The sequence below is a fragment of the Rhodanobacter terrae genome (assembly GCF_042657005.1).
In the GTDB taxonomy this organism is placed as follows: Bacteria; Pseudomonadota; Gammaproteobacteria; order Xanthomonadales; family Rhodanobacteraceae; genus Rhodanobacter; species Rhodanobacter terrae.
On record NZ_JBHSNG010000007.1, the window covers coordinates 168,339 to 184,576 of the forward strand.

15 protein-coding genes are annotated in these 16,238 nt (G+C 65.2%); 7 read left to right on the forward strand and 8 right to left on the reverse strand.

The annotated features are described in order from the left end of the window. The 3 genes from cysI to ACFPPB_RS09330 all read left to right on the forward strand — a co-directional run bounded on the left by cysI (position 1) and on the right by ACFPPB_RS09330 (position 4,283). Positions 1-1,737 (forward strand): assimilatory sulfite reductase (NADPH) hemoprotein subunit, encoded by a 1,737-nt coding sequence (gene cysI, locus ACFPPB_RS09320; protein WP_377326485.1) that lies wholly within the window; start codon positions 1-3, stop codon positions 1,735-1,737. Continuing rightward, on the forward strand, positions 1,734-2,456 hold the full coding sequence (locus ACFPPB_RS09325; protein ID WP_377326486.1) for a phosphoadenylyl-sulfate reductase: 723 nt from the start codon (positions 1,734-1,736) through the stop codon (positions 2,454-2,456). The genes cysI and ACFPPB_RS09325 overlap by 4 nt, the downstream gene beginning before the upstream one ends. Positions 2,457-2,525: 69 nt before the next feature. Further along, complete coding sequence (locus ACFPPB_RS09330; RefSeq protein WP_377326487.1) at positions 2,526-4,283, forward strand: bifunctional sulfate adenylyltransferase/adenylylsulfate kinase; 1,758 nt, start codon at positions 2,526-2,528, stop codon at positions 4,281-4,283. A 96-nt stretch (positions 4,284-4,379) separates the two neighbouring features. Here the strand turns inward: ACFPPB_RS09330 and ACFPPB_RS09335 are convergent, their stop codons facing one another. Further along, the gene (locus ACFPPB_RS09335) at positions 4,380-5,375 is read right to left on the reverse strand and encodes a LysR substrate-binding domain-containing protein (protein ID WP_377326488.1); all 996 of its coding nucleotides are present in this window, start codon (positions 5,373-5,375) and stop codon (positions 4,380-4,382) included. 321 nt (positions 5,376-5,696) lie between these two features. Between ACFPPB_RS09335 and cysG the strand changes: the two genes are divergently transcribed. Together cysG and cysK are read left to right on the forward strand one after the other, a co-directional pair. After that, complete coding sequence (cysG, locus tag ACFPPB_RS09340) at positions 5,697-7,166, forward strand: siroheme synthase CysG (protein WP_377326489.1); 1,470 nt, start codon at positions 5,697-5,699, stop codon at positions 7,164-7,166. Positions 7,167-7,238: 72 nt separating this feature from the next. Continuing rightward, positions 7,239-8,177, forward strand: coding sequence for a cysteine synthase A (gene cysK, locus ACFPPB_RS09345; protein WP_377326490.1), 939 nt, complete (start codon positions 7,239-7,241; stop codon positions 8,175-8,177). A gap of 46 nt (positions 8,178-8,223) precedes the next feature. Here cysK and ACFPPB_RS09350 read toward each other — a convergent pair whose 3' ends face one another. Next, positions 8,224-8,616 (reverse strand): winged helix-turn-helix transcriptional regulator, encoded by a 393-nt coding sequence (locus ACFPPB_RS09350; protein ID WP_377326491.1) that lies wholly within the window; start codon positions 8,614-8,616, stop codon positions 8,224-8,226. A gap of 183 nt (positions 8,617-8,799) precedes the next feature. Here ACFPPB_RS09350 and gstA point away from each other — a divergent pair, with 183 nt between their 5' ends. Further along, positions 8,800-9,399: a glutathione transferase GstA gene (gene gstA, locus ACFPPB_RS09355; protein WP_377326492.1), complete on the forward strand. Its 600-nt coding sequence runs from the start codon at positions 8,800-8,802 to the stop codon at positions 9,397-9,399. A gap of 255 nt (positions 9,400-9,654) precedes the next feature. Here gstA and ACFPPB_RS09360 read toward each other — a convergent pair whose 3' ends face one another. Next, a complete protein-coding gene (locus ACFPPB_RS09360; RefSeq protein ID WP_377326493.1) occupies positions 9,655-10,026 on the reverse strand; it encodes a hypothetical protein in 372 nt (123 codons plus the stop codon). Between the two features lie 147 nt (positions 10,027-10,173). Beyond that, positions 10,174-11,541, reverse strand: a complete 1,368-nt coding sequence (gene purB, locus ACFPPB_RS09365) for an adenylosuccinate lyase (RefSeq protein ID WP_377326494.1) — start codon at positions 11,539-11,541, stop codon at positions 10,174-10,176. 248 nt (positions 11,542-11,789) lie between these two features. Between purB and ACFPPB_RS09370 the strand changes: the two genes are divergently transcribed. After that, positions 11,790-13,169, forward strand: a complete 1,380-nt coding sequence (locus tag ACFPPB_RS09370) for a class II fumarate hydratase (protein WP_377326495.1) — start codon at positions 11,790-11,792, stop codon at positions 13,167-13,169. 125 nt (positions 13,170-13,294) lie between these two features. Here the strand turns inward: ACFPPB_RS09370 and ACFPPB_RS09375 are convergent, their stop codons facing one another. Genes ACFPPB_RS09375 through ACFPPB_RS09390 form a run of 4 tightly spaced genes read right to left on the reverse strand, consistent with a single transcriptional unit; the run spans position 13,295 to position 16,235 of the window. Then, positions 13,295-14,002 carry a YggN family protein gene (locus ACFPPB_RS09375; protein WP_377326496.1) on the reverse strand — a complete coding sequence of 236 codons (708 nt, stop codon included), beginning with the start codon at positions 14,000-14,002 and terminating at the stop codon, positions 13,295-13,297. A gap of 33 nt (positions 14,003-14,035) precedes the next feature. After that, a complete protein-coding gene (locus ACFPPB_RS09380) occupies positions 14,036-14,995 on the reverse strand; it encodes a hypothetical protein (RefSeq protein WP_377326497.1) in 960 nt (319 codons plus the stop codon). Further along, on the reverse strand, positions 14,992-15,849 hold the full coding sequence (locus tag ACFPPB_RS09385; protein WP_377326498.1) for an ABC transporter ATP-binding protein: 858 nt from the start codon (positions 15,847-15,849) through the stop codon (positions 14,992-14,994). The genes ACFPPB_RS09380 and ACFPPB_RS09385 overlap by 4 nt, the downstream gene beginning before the upstream one ends. Next, the gene (locus tag ACFPPB_RS09390) at positions 15,846-16,235 is read right to left on the reverse strand and encodes a GntR family transcriptional regulator (RefSeq protein WP_377326499.1); all 390 of its coding nucleotides are present in this window, start codon (positions 16,233-16,235) and stop codon (positions 15,846-15,848) included. Before ACFPPB_RS09390 ends, ACFPPB_RS09385 begins: the two co-directional genes overlap by 4 nt. Between the last annotated feature and the right edge of the window lie 3 nt (positions 16,236-16,238).

Genomic DNA, 16,238 nt, shown 5'->3' on the forward strand with positions numbered 1-16,238 from the left:
ATGACTACGGAACTCTCGCATCTTGAACAGATCAAGGCCGCCAGCCGTTTCCTGCGTGGCGGCATCGTCGAAGGGCTGGCCGATACGGTCACCGGCGCGATCGCCGACGACGACACCAAGCTGCTGAAGTTCCACGGCAGCTACCAGCAGGACGACCGCGACCTGCGCGAGGAGCGCCGCCGGCAGAAACTCGAGCCAGCCTATGCCTTCATGCTGCGCGCGCGCCTGCCCAGCGGCGTGGTGACGCCGGCGCAATGGCTGGTGTTCGACCGCATCGCCCGCGACTACGCCAGCGGTTCGCTGCGCATCACCACGCGGCAGACGTTCCAGTGGCACGGCATCATCAAGCGCAAGCTCAAGCCGACCATCGCGGCGATCCACGATGCACTGGCGACCACCATCGCCTCCTGCGGCGACGTGGTGCGCAACGTGGTGAGTACGGCCAATCCGATCGAATCGTCCGCGCACGCCGAGGCCTACGCCTGGGCCACGCGGCTGTCCACCGAACTGGCGCCGAAGACGCGGGCGTACCACGAGATATGGCTGGACGGCGAACAGCTGGTTGGCGAGGAGGCTGCTGTCGAAGAGCCGGCTGTCGAAGAGCCGGCTGTCGGAGAGCGCGAGCCGCTGTACGGCGCCACCTACCTGCCGCGCAAGTTCAAGATCGGCTTGGCGATCCCTCCGCTCAACGACATCGATGTGTTCGCGCAGGACCTGGGCCTGATCGCCATCGTCGAGCACGGCGTGCTGCGGGGCTTCAATATCGCCATCGGCGGCGGCATGGGTGCCAGTCACGGCGACGCCACCACCTATCCGCGGCTGGCCAGCGTGATCGGCTTCGCCACGCCGGAGCAGCTGTTCGGCGTGGCCGAGGCGGTGATCGGCGTGCAGCGCGACTGGGGCGACCGTGTCGAGCGCAAGCATGCGCGATTGAAATACACGCTGGACCATCGCGGCCTGGACGCGTTCAAGGTGGAGCTGGAGTCGCGCCTGGGCTACGCGCTGGCGCCGGCGCGCGACTACCGCTTCGAACACAACGGCGATCGTTACGGCTGGGTCGAGGGCCACGACGGCCACTGGCATCTCACCTTGCATATCGAATCCGGCCGGCTGGCCGACGTGGGCGAGCGTCGCTGGCTCAGCGGCCTGCGCGAGCTTGCGCAAGTGCATGCCGGCGACTTCCGGTTGACCTGCAACCAGAACGTGATCGTGGCGAACGTCGCCGCTCATGAGCGCCCCCGCATCGACGCCATCGTCCGCGAATACGGTCTGGACGTTTATGCGAAGCAGAGCGGCATTCGTCGCCACGCGATCGCCTGCGTCGCGCTGCCTACCTGCGGCCTGGCCATGGCGGAGAGCGAGCGCTACCTGCCGGCGCTGCTGCCGAAACTGGAAGCGCTGCTGGCGCGCCACGGCCTCGCCGACGCGCCGATCCTGCTGCGCCTGTCCGGCTGCCCCAACGGCTGCTCGCGGCCTTACCTGGGCGAGATCGCTCTGGTCGGGCGCGGACCGGGGCGTTATGACCTGCGACTCGGCGCCGACTTCGTCGGCCAGCGGCTGAACCAGGTGCATCGCGAAAACGTGGACGAGGCGACGATCCTGGACACGCTGGCTCCGCTGTTCGCGCGCTACGCGGCCGAGCGTGGCGAGTGCGAAGGCTTCGGCGATTTTCTGGTGCGCGCCGGCATCCTCACGCCGGCGCCCTCGCGGCGTATTCCAGTCGAGGTGGTGGCATGAATGCCGTGCTGGTCGAGCAGGCGCCTCACGAACCGCAGGCCCTGGCCGAACTGAATGTCGCGCTGGCGCGCCTCACCGCCGAGCAGCGTGTGGCGTGGGCGCTGGAACACATCGGCGGCGATCACGTGCTGTCGTCCAGTTTCGGCGCGCAGGCGGCGGTGTCGCTGCACCTGGTCACGCGGCAGCAGCCGCGGATGCCGGTGGTGCTGATCGACACCGGCTACCTGTTCCCCGAAACCTACCAATTCGTCGACGAGCTGACCGAACGGCTGGCGCTGAACCTCAAGGTCTACCGCTCGCCGCTCAGCCGCGCCTGGATGGAGGCGCGGCATGGGCGGCTCTGGGAGCAGGGCGTGGCCGGCCTGGATCGCTACAACCAACTGCGCAAGGTCGAGCCGATGCAGCGCGCGCTGGCCGAGCTGCAAGCCGCCGGCTGGTTCGCCGGCTTGCGCCGAGGGCAGTCGCGCAGCCGTGCGACGATCGACTTTGCCGAGCATCGCAACGGTCGCTGGAAGTTCCACCCGCTGGCCGACTGGACCGATCGCGACGTCGGTCACTACCTCGCGCGCCATGGTTTGCCGTACCACCCGTTGTGGAGCCAGGGCTACGTATCGATCGGCGACGTCCATACCAGCCATCGCTGGGAGCCGGGCATGGACGCCGAGGACACCCGCTTTTTCGGACTCAAACGCGAGTGCGGACTGCACAGCATCGCGTAACTCGCCAGCCGTCGCCATCGCGATGGCGCGTTCAACTTCAATCAACCCGTACCGATCGGACCCGACACCATGAGTCACACCGCGCTTGCCACCAGCCCCGATATTGTTCTCGACGACGTGTTGGTCGCCCCGCACGGCGGTGTGCTGAAGGAGCTGTACCTGCCGCACGCCGAAGCGGAAGCACTGAAACAGCGCAGCGCGCAGTTGCCCGGCGTGGATCTGGACACGCGCCAGCTATGCGATCTGGAGCTGCTGCTGAGCGGCGCGTTCTCGCCGCTGGAAGGCTTCCTGGGACGCCGCGACTACGATCGCGTGGTGGAAGAGCTGCGCCTCGCCGACGGCACGCTGTGGCCGATCCCGATCACGCTGGACGTGAGCGAGGACTTCGCCGCCAAGCTGAGCAGCGGCAGCGAAGTGGCGCTGCGCGACAGCCAGGGCGTACCGCTGGCGGTGCTCGAAGTGCAGGACATCTACTGGCCCGATCGCCTGCATGAAGCGAAGCAGGTATTCGGCAGCACCGACCGCCTGCATCCGGGTGTGGCCGAGTTGCTCGATCGCACCAAGCCGGTGGCGTTGGGTGGCCGCGTGCGCGGTATCCAGCCTCCCGCGCACTACGACTTCGGCGAGCTGCGCGATACGCCGCGCAGCCTGCGCGAATGGTTTGCGGCGAACGGCTGGAGCCGCATCGTGGCGTTCCAGACGCGTAACCCGATGCACCGCGCGCACCGCGAGTTGACTCAGCGCGCGGCGCAGCAGGTCGGCGCGAAACTGCTGATACAGCCTTCGGTGGGCCGCACCAAGCCGGGCGACGTCGACCACTACACTCGCGTGCGCTGCATCCGTGCGCTGCTGCCGCACTATCCCGCCGACAGCGTGAAGCTGTCGCTGCTGCCGCTGGCGATGCGCATGGGCGGTCCGCGCGAGGCGTTGTGGCACGCGATCATCCGCAAGAACTACGGCGCGAGCCATTTCATCGTCGGGCGCGATCACGCCGGTCCCGGCAAGGATTCCAGCGGGCAGCCGTTCTACGGACCGTTCGACGCGCAGACGCTGCTGGAGCAGCATCAGGCCGAACTGGGCATCCGGATCGTGCCGTTCCCGGCGATGGTCTACGCGGCCAATCGGGACAGCTATCTGCCATCGACCGAGGTCACCGACGACGACGAAGTGCGCGATATCTCCGGCACGCAGTTGCGCAAGCACTTGCACGAGGGCAGCGAAATCCCGGCGTGGTTCAGTTTCCCCGACGTGGTGAAGATCCTGCGCGAGCGCCACCCGGTGCATGCGCCGCGCGGATTCGCACTGTTCTTCACCGGTCTGTCCGGCGCCGGCAAGTCGACCATCGCGCAGGCGGTGATCGCGCAGCTGCTGGAGCACACCAGCCGGTCGGTGACCGTGCTGGACGGCGACGAGGTACGCAAGCACCTGTCGCGCGGCCTGGGTTTCTCGCGTGAGGATCGCGCCGCCAACGTCACCCGCATCGGCTACGTCGCCAGCGAGATCGTGCGTCACGGCGGCATCGCGGTGTGCGCGCCGATCGCCCCGTATGCCGATGCCCGCGCGGAATCCCGCGCGCTGGTCGAGGCCCATGGCGACTTCGTCGAGATCCATGTCGCCACCACGCTGGAGATATGCGAAGCGCGCGACCGCAAGGGGCTCTACGCACAGGCGCGTGCCGGCAAGATCACCCAGTTCACCGGCATCAGCGATCCCTACGAAGCACCCGAACAGCCGGAGCTTCGCATCGACGGCAATGCCGCCGAGCCGGCCGCGCTGGCCCGCCAGGTGCTGGCGCTGTTGCGCAACAAGGGTTTGATCGAAGGCTGAGGTAGCGCGGTTTCATGTAGGAGCGCACCTTGTGCGCGATGCACTTCGTCACGCAGCGGAAGGCATTCGCGCACAAGGTGCGCTCCTACGCGAAACTCAGGCCGCGTCGGGCAGCGGAACGGTCGGCCGTTCGCGCCAGTGCGGCACTGCCGACCACTCGGGCGGTGCCGCATCGACGGCCATGGCGCGCACCACGTCGCGGCGGTCCAGATGCGGTGCGAACTGGGCGATGAACTCCAGCACGTATTCACGCAACACGCTTTCCCGGCGCAGCACGATCCAGGTCGTGCACTGGGGAAACAGATGGTCGGCCGGCAGCGTGTCCAGGTCGGTGTCGCTGTCGAGCATGGCCATTTCGGCCAGTACGCCGATGCCCAGGCCGGCACGCACATAGGTCTTGATCAGGTCGGCATCGCCGGCGGTCATCACGATATGCGGCTTCAGATCGGCGGCCTCGAACGCCCGGCGCAGCGAAGATTCGGCCTTCAGCGAGGATTCGTAGCTGACCAGCGGCAGCGCCGCCAGCTGATCGAGGGAAGGCGGCTGGCCGCTGCTCGTCAGCGGATGCCCTTGCGGTGCGACGATCACCCGGTGCCAGCGGTAGGCCGGCAGCGCGATGCCGGTACCTGGTGGCGCGCCGGCGGTGCTGATCACCGCGAGGTCGACCCGGCCGGCTTCCAGCTGGGCCAGCACTTCCGCGTCGCGGCTCGGCTGCAGGTGCACGCTGACCTGCGGATAGAGCACGCTCAATGCGCCAATGGCGGCGGGCAGGGCGAAACGGGCCTGCGTATGTGTGGTGGCGATGCGCAGTTCGCCGCGCGCATCGTTGCGCAGGTTGGCGGCGATCGAACGGATGTTGGCGGCCTCGGCGAGGATCGTGCGGGCGCGCTCCAGCACGTGCCGCCCGGCCTGGGTTACCGAGTCGAGACTCTTGCCCTTGCGCACGAACAGCTGGAAACCCAGCTCGTCCTCAAGTTGCCGAAGCTGCTTGCTGAGGCCGGGCTGGGTGGCGTGGACGCGTTCGGCGGCCAGCGTGATGTTGAGGCCGGAGTCGGCGATGGCAACGAGATAGCGTAACTGGATCAACGTCATGGCGATGGGCTCGTGAACGGTCGGAGTCGTTGGATTGAGGCGCGAGCGGAACACGGATACATCGCATGATACGAACCGGAATCATGCCTTGCGCATGCGTGTGGAGGGCCGAAAGGTGGCCATGCGGTCGTTCGTCGAGGTGGATATTGTCGATCATGATCAGACGTCTATACGTCCATTTGGTCATAAGGTCAAGGATTGTGTCGTTCCGGGCGGTTCATAACGCGATGGCATATGTATGGCGATGCAAATCATTTGCGTGGGTGGAGTGCGCTGCGTAGCGTGGCCTCATCCTCGTGCATGCGAAGCGGTTCCGTCCGAATGAAGCTCTATCCCTTGTTCGCCGATCTGTCCCGCCGCGCCGTGCTGGTCGTGGGCGGCGGGGCGGTGGCCGAACGCAAGATCGCCGCCTTGCTCGGCGCGCAGGCACAGGTGACCGTGAATGCGCCCACGCTCACGCCGCAGTTGCAGCGCTGGGTAGCGGCGGGACGCATCGCCCATCGCCGCGATGCGTTCCAGGAGAGCTGGCTGGACCGGGTCTGGCTGGTGGTGGCGGCAACCTCGGACGTCGAATTGAACCGGGTGATCGCCACCTTTGCCGGGCTGCGCCGGATCTTCGTCAATGTGGTCGACGATGCGGCCTTGTCGAGTTTCCATGTGCCGGCGGTGGTGGACCGGGCGCCGCTGACCATCGCGATATCGAGCGGCGGCGAAGCGCCGATGCTGGCGCGGTTGCTGCGCGAGCGGCTGGAGACGCTGCTCGATCATTCGCTGGGCGCGCTGGCCACGCTGGCGGCGCGCCTGCGCCGGCGCATTCGCCTGCGCCATCCCGACCTCGCCGCGCGCCGGCGTTTCTACGAAGGCCTGTTCGCCGGACCGGTGGCGACCCTGCTTCGTCAGGGTCGGCCGGAGCAGGCGCGGCAGGCGGCGGAACAGGCTCTGGCCGCCGCGCCGGCGGCATCGACAGGGTCGGTGGTGCTGGTGGGCGCAGGCCCCGGCGATCCCGGCCTGCTGACCTTGCGTGCGCTGCGCGCGTTGAACGAGGCCGACGTGATCCTGCATGACCGGCTGGTCAGCGCCGAGGTGCTCGATCTGGCACGCCGCGATGCCGAACGCATCGAGGTCGGCAAACAGGCCGGTCATCACCACACCACCCAGGACGGCATCCATGCCTTGCTGCTGCAGCATGCCCGAGCCGGGCGGCGGGTCGTGCGGCTGAAGGGCGGCGATCCGTTCGTGTTCGGCCGCGGCGGCGAAGAGCTCGAGTTCCTGCGCGATCACGGGATCCCGTACGAAGTGGTGCCGGGTATCACCGCTGCGGTGGCCTGCGCGGCCTATGCCGGGGTGCCGCTGACCCATCGCGACCATGCGCAGTCGGTGCGTTTTGTCACCGCGCACTGCCAGTCTTCCCGCGACACCCTGGACTGGGCTGCGCTGGCGCAGGAGCGGCAGACGCTGGCGGTGTACATGGGTGTGGCCGAGCTGGCCGAGCTGCGCGCGCGGCTGATCGAACACGGCCGTGCGCCGTCGACCCCGTTTGCGCTGATCGAGAACGGTTCGCGCCCGGAGCAGCGGGTGATCACCGGCACCCTGGCCAATCTGGCCGAGCGCGCGGCGCTCCACGCGGTGCGCTCGCCGGCCTTGCTGATCCTGGGCGAAGTGGCGGCGCTCGCTGTGTCGCTGGCCTGGTTCGGACAGCCGCCGCTGGGGGCCACGGTGCACGAGATCCCTGTCCCGAACGTGGCTAGGCCGATCCGCACCAATGCATTGGCGGCGGTTCACCGCGCCTGACGAAAATCTTCACCTGAGCCGTAGCATGATCGTGCGACGGTTTCTCTCTCAAGTTTCTGCCGGAGCGTTTCCATGATCTACGACAGCATCCTCGACACCATCGGCAACACGCCGATCGTCAAGCTCCATCGCCTCGCGCCGAAGCACGTCGAACTCTACGTGAAAGTGGAGGCATTCAATCCCGCCGGTTCGGTGAAGGATCGACTTGCCCTGGCGATCATCCTCGACGCCGAACAGCGCGGCACGCTGAAACCAGGGCAGACCGTGATCGAGGCCACCTCGGGCAACACCGGCGTGGCGTTGGCGGCGGTATGCGCGGCGCGCGGCTACCCGTTCGTGGCGGTGATGACCGAAACCTTCTCCATCGAGCGGCGCAAGCTGATCCGGGCCTACGGCGGCAAGGTGCTGCTGACGGCGGCGGCCGAGCGCGGCACCGGCATGGTGCGCAAGGCGGCGGAACTGGCGCGGCAGCATGGCTGGTTCCTCGCCAATCAATTCGAGAATCCAGCGAACCCGGCATACCACCGGCAGACCACCGCGCCGGAGATCCTGCGCGACTTCGCCGGCCGCCGGCTGGACTACTTCGTCACCGGATGGGGTACCGGCGGCACTCTGACCGGCGTGGGCGAGGTGCTGAAGGTGGCGCGTCCGGAAGTGCGGATCATCGCCAGCGAGCCGGCCGGTGCAGGCCTGTTGTCCGGCAAGGAATGGCAGCCGCACAAGATCCAGGGTTGGACGCCGGACTTCGTGCCGGGCGTGCTCAACCGCAAGGTGGCCGATCAGTTCGTGCTGATCGACGACGTGCTGGCCCGCGATACGTCGCGCCAGCTGGCGCAGCGGGAAGGCATCTTCACTGGCATCTCCTCCGGCGCCACCCTGGCCGCGGCACTGCAGGTGGCCGCCGATGCGCCGCAAGGCTCGGTGCTGCTGGCGATGCTGCCGGACACCGGCGAGCGTTATCTGTCGACGTTCCTGTTCGAAGGTGTCAACGAAGGGTCGGACGAAATCTGAGTCAGCTGCGAGGTGTCGGTCGCCGCGCTTCCGGCGACCGGCTCGCTCACTTCACCGCTGCACGCGCGGCTCGGATCGGCACGGCCGGGGTGCGCGTTTCCCATTCCGCGATCAACTTCTGGCCCACGTTGGTGATGGCCTGGATGGCGGGCAGCAGTTCGCGGCCGAGAAGGGTGAGGGCGTATTCGGCCGATGGCGGCGAGGTGTCCAGCACCCGCCGCGTCACCAGCCCGCGCGATTCCAGCTCGCGCAGCCGTGCGCTCAGCACGCGTGCGGAGATGCGCGGGATGTCGTGGCGCAATTCGCCGAAACGGCGTGGCTCGGCGCTCAGGTACCAGATGACGTTGGCCGCCCAGGCCCCGCGCAGCAGCGCAAGGCATTCGGTGAGCGGGCAGGCCGGCGGAGCGGCAACTTTGCTTTTGCGTACAGGCAAGCCCATCGACGTCCGTCCTTGCTGATTCCGGTAACCACCGAGATACCGCATTTTGCGCTAACTTGGAGTTACATGGTATCGATCAGTAACCATGTATGGCTAACATGCGCTCCTCACCGCGGGGGCATAGCCAGTCGTTGCCGCCAGCGCTGATGGTTCTTCCCGACATCCCTACTCACGGAGAAATGCATGAAGCTCTATTACTCCCCCGGCGCCTGCTCGCTCTCGCCGCACATCGTAGCGCTGGAAGCCGGCATCGACCTGCCGCTGGAAAAGGTCGACGGCAAGGCCAAGCGCACCGAGTCCGGCGCGGATTTCTGGCAGGTCAACCCGAAAGGCTATGTGCCGGCCCTGGTGCTTGACAACGGCGAGCTGCTGACCGAAGGCACGGCGATCGTGCAATACCTGGCCGACCTCAAGCCCGCGAGCGGCCTCGCGCCGGCCAACGGCACGCTGGCGCGCTACCGTCTGCAGGAGATGCTCGGCTACATCAACTCCGAACTTCACAAGACCTACAGCCCGCTGTTCAAGCCGGAAACGCCGGCGGAAGTCAGGCAGGAGCGCAAGGAATACCTGCGCAAACGCTACGCGTTGCTGGAAGGTGTTCTGGCAAAGCAGCCGTGGCTGCTGGGCGAACATTTCACCGTGGCCGATGCCTACCTGTTCACCGTGACCAACTGGGCGAAGCCCGTCGAGCTGGACCTGTCCGGCTTCCCGGCGTTGCTGGCTTTCCAGAAACGCGCGGCGGAGCGGCCGGCAGTGCGGGCGGCGCTGGAGGCCGAGGGTTGACCAAGAAAGCCGCGTAAAACGGAGCAACCCAGCAAACGGCCGGCCTCGCGAGATGTCGGCCGTTTGCGTATCGGAGACTTTCCTCCCTTGCGGCATCGAGGGCTCTGATGGTGTTGCGACATGATGTTTCCGGTGTACGAGACGGATGCGGCGGCCCGTGTGCCGGGCCGGCACGATCTGATCGCGAGGTGTTCGGGCTATGGCTGGCGCAGGCGCTGCCCGGCACGACGGGGGCGCCGTTGTCCGCCTGAATCGTTAGGGTTCACTTGGCAAGCGCACGTAGACCGATTCGATGCGATCCGACTCGTCATATAAGCGCAGCTTGCCATTTTTGAGGCCGAGAACCTTGAACCGGAATGGATCGAATTCTCCATGCTGCGGCGTAACGGTCAGCTGGCAGCTCTCGAGCTTCCAAGTGGCATTCGACAGCTCGGGGCTCTCGTGAAGCCAGGAATTGAATGTGCGCGAGTCGGCGACTTTCTCTAGCGAGAATTCCTGGAAGAATCCGGAGCCGCCGCTGCTACTCCACGCACCGATGAGATCTCGCTCCGTTACGGAGCAATTTTGAACCGACCGGGCGGAAGTCGACGCCAGCAGGAGGAGCAGGACTGCCGCGATTTGTTTCATGAGTCCCACGCGAGAGTGAATGAATCGCCCAGGTACGAGGCTTCCCCCGAGGTCGATGCCCGCAAGCCCGGGCAAGGAGTGAATCGTACGGTCGGCGAATACACGTTTCCTCGCTGCCGGGTCGGCTTGCTCCAGGCGGGCAACTGCTCAGATGTCCTTCGCCAGCGCCTCGGCCAGGCCGATGTAGCCGCCGGGTGTCAGGTCGAGCAGGCGCTGCTTCGCATCGGCCGGCAGGTCGAGGCCGCCGATGAATTCGCGCATCGAATCCCTGGTGATGCCGTGGCCACGGGTCAGCGCCTTCAGCTGTTCGTACGGCTCGGGCAGGCCGTAGCGGCGCATGACCGTCTGCACGGCTTCGGCCAGCACTTCCCAGCTGGCGTCTAGGTCGGCGGCGATGCGCTCGGCGTTGACGTTGAGTTTGCCCAGGCCTTTCTTCAGCGATTCCAGCGCTACCAGGCTGTGGCCGAACGCAGTGCCCAGCGCGCGCAGCACGGTGGAGTCGGTGAGGTCGCGCTGCCAGCGGCTGATCGGCAGCTTGTCGGCAAAGTGGCCGAGCAAGGCGTTGGCGAGGCCGAAGTTGCCTTCGGCATTTTCGAAGTCGATCGGATTGACCTTGTGCGGCATGGTCGATGAACCCACCTCGCCGGCCTTCAATGTCTGCTTGAAGTAGCCCAGCGAGATGTAGCCCCAGATGTCGCGGGCCAAATCGATCAGGATGATGTTGGCGCGGCGCACGGCGTCGCAGTATTCGGCGATGCCGTCGTGCGGCTCGATCTGGGTGGTATAGGCGTTGTAGCCGAGCCCGAGGCTTTCCACGAAGCGCTGCGAGAACGCGCGCCAGTCCACTTCCGGATAGGTGATGGCGTGGGCGTTGTAGTTGCCGACCGCGCCGTTGATCTTGCCGGAAATCTCCACCGCGGCGAGCTGCCTGCGCTGGCGCTGCAGGCGCGCCACCACGTTGGCGATTTCCTTGCCCAGGGTGCTGGGCGACGCGGTCTGGCCATGCGTGCGCGACAGCAGCGGCAGTGCGGCGTTGGCGTGTGCCAGCTCGCGCAGCTGAGCAATCACGGCGTCCAACTGCGGCAGCAGCACCTGTTCACGCGCATCGCGCAGCATCAGTGCGTAGGACAGATTGTTGATGTCCTCGCTGGTGCAGGCGAAGTGCACGAATTCCTTGGCCTGGGCCAGGCTGGCGTCGGCACCGATCTTTTCCTTGATGAAATACTCGACCGCCTTCACGTCGTGATTGGTGGTCGCCTCGATCGCCTTGATCCGTTCGCCATCGGCCACGCTGAAGTTCTCCGCTATGGCCTTCAGTATCTTGATCTGGCCCGTGCCGAAGGCGGGCAGCTCGGCGATCTTCGGATCGGCGGCCAGCGCCAGCAGCCATTCGATTTCCACCTGCACACGGCGATGCATCAGGCCGTACTCGCTGAAGATCGGGCGCAGCGCTTCGATCTTGCCGGCGTAGCGGCCGTCCAGTGGCGACAGGGCGATCAGGGCGTGGGAGGTCATCGGCGGGTCCGGCAGCGGGGAAAGCGGCATTTTACATGGCTTCGGCCCCGGTCCGGGTTCGAACCACGGCTGCCATTGGTTTTTGTAGGAGCCCGCTCGCGGGCGATACTTTTGTTTTGATGCTCGGAAGATTTAAAGCAGAAGCATCGCCCGCGAGCAGGCTCCTACAAGCGGCTGTTGCGGTGGGAGTTGTCGCGCCACTTGCAGGCGGCGCCTATAGTTAAGCTGTTTTCTCCGAGGATCTGATCATGAGTGGTTTTCGCACCGAGCACGACAGCATGGGTGAATTGCAGGTACCTGCGGACGCGTTGTATGGTGCGCAGACCCAGCGTGCGATCGACAATTTCCCGATCTCGGGCCTGCACCTGCCGCGTCAGTTCATCCGCGCGCTGGGGCTGATCAAGGCGGCCGCGGCCGAGGTCAACCTGGCGATGGGCCATCTGAAAAAAAACCAGGCTGCCGCGATCCGCAAGGCGGCGCTGGCGGTGGCGGACGGCCGGTACGACGCGCAGTTCCCGATCGACATCTTCCAGACCGGTTCGGGGACCAGCACGAACATGAATGCGAACGAGGTAATCGCGCATCTGGCGGTGAAGGGCGGCATCAAGGTGCACCCGAACGACCACGTCAATTACGGCCAGAGCTCGAACGACGTGATCCCCACCGCGATCCACGTCAGTGCCACGCTCACCACCAGCGAGCAGCTGTTGCCGGCGCTGAAGCATCTGAAGAAGACGATAGACAAGCGCACCCGCGAGCTGAGGAATACTCCCAAGACCGGCCGCACGCATCTGATGGATGCGATGCCGATCACTTTCGGGCAGGAGTTGTCCGGCTGGGCGGCACAGATCGCCTCGGCGATCGCACGCATCGAGGATGCGCTGAAGCGGATGCGCCGATTGCCGCAAGGCGGCACCGCCGTCGGCACCGGCATCAACGCCGATCCGAAATTCGGTCCGGCGGTGGCGCTGCAGTTGAAAAAGCTCACCGGTGTGAAGTTCGAGTCGGCGGAAAACTATTTCGAGGGGATGGCGTCGCAGGATGCGGCAGTGGAGCTGTCCGGCCAGCTGAAGACGCTGGCGGTGGCTCTGATGAAGATCGCCAACGATCTGCGCTGGATGAATTCCGGCCCACTGGCCGGCCTGGGCGAGATCGAGCTGCCGGCGCTGCAACCGGGTTCGTCGATCATGCCGGGCAAGGTCAACCCGGTGATTCCAGAGGCGACCGCCATGGTGGCCGCGCAGGTGATCGGCAACGACGCGTCGATCACCATCGCCGGCCAGTCCGGCAACTTCCAGCTCAACGTGATGCTGCCGCTGATCGCGCACAACCTGCTGCAGTCGATCGCCATCCTGGCCAACGTCAGCGCACTGCTGGCCGACAAGGCGATCGCCGGTTTCAAGGTCAACAAGGCAAGAGTCGATCAGGCGCTGGCGATGAACCCGATCCTGGTCACCGCGTTGAATCCGGTGATCGGTTACGAGAAGGGCGCGGCCACTGCCAAGCTGGCATACAAGCAGCACCGGCCGATCATGGAAGTGGCGCTGGAGACCACCGGACTTTCGAAGGATGAACTGAAGAAGCTGCTCGACCCGATGGCCCTGACCCGCGGCGGCATCCACGGCTGACCCCAAGGTTTGCTGTTGTAGGAGCCCGCTCGCGGGCGATGCTGTTGCTCTGATGGTTGGCTGGATGGGGTTGGATAGGGAGATCAAAGCAACAGCATCGCCCGCAAGCGGGCTCCTACAGGGAGTCAATCGGAGAACACGGCGAAGCCTTTCTTGCCGTCTTTGTCCTTCATGTCCTTGCCGCAATCATCGACGTCCTTTTGCTGCATGGTCGCGTACGGCCTGAACTCGGGCATCGCTGCGGCCAGTTTCTGCTGCGTGGAGAGCAGGTCGGGCAGTCGACGGCACAGCTGGGCGGCGGCGGCCTGGATCTTGTCGGTTTGCGGTTTGATGGCCGTTTCGATGGCCTTGTCGCTTTTGCCGGTGAGCGCGCCCCACAGCGCTTCCTTGGCCGCGTTGACGCCCAGGTCGGCGCCTTGTGCGCCGATGTCCATGCCGGCTTCGGCGATACCGACGACCTGTTCGCGATAGTCGAGCAGCAGTGCGTGTTGTGCCGGCGTGGCTGTCACCTTCTTGCCCTCGATCAGCAATTCGCCCTGCGGGGTGATCTGGGCCTTAGAACGCGAGTCCTTGTCCCTGGACCGGTTATCGCCGATATGGACGCTGTCCACGTCGATGTTCTTGCTGGCCAACTCCTGCTTAGCCTCCTGGATCGTTTGCCGGATTTCTCCGGAAATCATCGACGGAGAGGTTTTTTCGTTGGCGTCCTTCGTCGCCTGGGTCACGTTATCGGCGGCGACACCCGGCTGGGAGTCGGCCTGCCTGGACTGGCTGCAAGCGGCCAGCGGCAGCAGCAGGATCAACGCGAGTCCATTGAGAGTAACGGGCTTCATGAGTGTTCTCCTTATCTCGAATTCGACTGGAAATCAGCTGTCGTCGCGCCAGCGGCGGAACCAGATGGCACCGGCGAGCATGGCCGTTGCCGCTGCAATACCGATCCAGATGTTTGGTGTGGCGAGGACCGAGTAGGTATTGACCACGTTCAGCATGGACAGCATCTCCGCAGGGCCATTGCCGCCCAGATTCGGTACCTGGGAATACCAGCTGCCGGGAAACACGCTGAGCAGGATGCGCACCAGCACGTCGCGCCAGAACCAGCTCGTCGATATCTCCACCGTGCCAATCAGCTTGAACCAGCCAATCACGATGCCGGTTGCTATCGGCAGCGCCACCGCCCACAAGAACGGCTTGCTGCGGGCCCAGGCGGAGCACAGCATCAACCAACCTACGCTAGGCAGCGCCCACAACAGATACAGCGGAATCGAGCCGATCAGGTTGGCGATGACCTGCAGCGGATGCGCCAGGGTCAGCAGATGCCACACGCCCACACCATGGAGAGACAACGTGATGGCATACATCAGCAAGAGCACGATGCCGGTCAGGGTGCCGACGATCACGGCGATGAACGGAGCGACGATCGTCGCCGTCACCACCTTCGACAGCACGGTGGTGGTGTCCGAGATCGGCAGTGATTTCCAGAACAGCAGGCTGCGATCACGGCGATCGTCATACAGCGCGCCGAGACAGTAGAAGAACACTACGAAGCCCAGCACCATGCCGATGATCATGGTTGGCGAATACATCAACATGTCCAGGCCTGCGCCTACCTTGTCCATGGACTGCTGGTCCATTGCCTGATTAAGCAGGTGCATGTTGTTGCCGATGAAGTTCGTACGGCCATCGAAATGACCACCCATCACCTCGCCGGCAATGATGCCCATCAGGTTCAGCAGCAGGAACACGCCGCCGGTGATGATGGGCGCCCAGAAGAAGCCGCCTCGGTGTTCCCACATCTCGCGTTTAAGAAGCCAGTAGAAGGTTTTCATGCGTACGTCCCTTTCATGGTGGCGACGAACAGGTCACTGACGGAAGGCCGGCGGATCTCGCCCAAGGCCTCCAGCTTCGCGCGTTCGACGCCGTCGAACAGGAAGATGCTCTTGCCGAACACCTGCCGCTCATCGAGCGGCTTCAGCGCGCGGGCGGTGGCTGCGTTGTCGGCGTTGACCATCACCTCGATGAAACGCTCCCCGACCGCGTCCATGTCGGCATCCAGCACGATCTTGCCGTCGCGGATGAACATCAGGTCGGTGAGGATGTGCTCGACTTCCTCGACCTGGTGCGTCGTCACGATGATCGTCTTGTTCTCGTCGAAGTAGTCCTCCAGCAGGTTCTGGTAGAACTGCTTGCGGTACAGGATGTCCAGGCCCAGGGTGGGTTCGTCCAGGATCAGCAGCTTGGCGTCGATCGCCATCACCAGCGCCAGGTGCAGTTGCACGATCATGCCCTTGGACATCTGCCGCACGCGCTGGTTGGGCGTGAGCTTGGTGCGCGTCAGGAATGCCTCGCACTTGGCGCGATCGAAGCGCGGATGCACGTTGGCGACGAAATCGACCACTTCGTGCACGCGGATCCAGCGCGGCAGTACCGCCACATCGGCGATGAAGCACACGTCGCCCATCAGCTTGTCGCGCTGCTTGCGCGGGTCGAAACCCAGCACGTTGAGGTCGCCGGTGAAATTGGTGAGCCCCAGGATCGCCTTCAGCGCGGTGGTCTTGCCGGCGCCGTTGGGGCCGATCAGGCCGACGATGCGGCCGGGCGCGATCTGGAAGCTGACGTTGTCCAGCGCCAGCGCCGACTTGTATCGCTTGGTCAGGCCGCTGGCCGTGATCACCGCGCTCATGATTGCTCCTCCTTGTTGGTCGGATCCTTGTCGGCGTGGGCCTCGCGCAGCAGCGTCTTCAGGTCCAGCCCCAGCCGTTGAAGCCGTGCGAACAGCACGGGCCATTCTTCTCGCAGAAACCGCTCGCGTTCGGATTTCAGCAGCGCCTCACGAGCGCCTTCGATGACGAACATGCCCAGACCCCTCCTTTTTTCAACCAGTTGTTCGTCGACCAGTTCCTGGTACGCCTTCGATACCGTCAGCGGATTGATCTGATAATCCGCTGCCACCTGGCGTACCGACGGCAGCGGGTCGCCCTCATTCAAGGCGCCGTCCAGGATCATCGCCACCACGCGTTGCTGCAGCTGGCGATAGATCGGGACGCTGTCGTTCCAGGTAATGGTCATGTT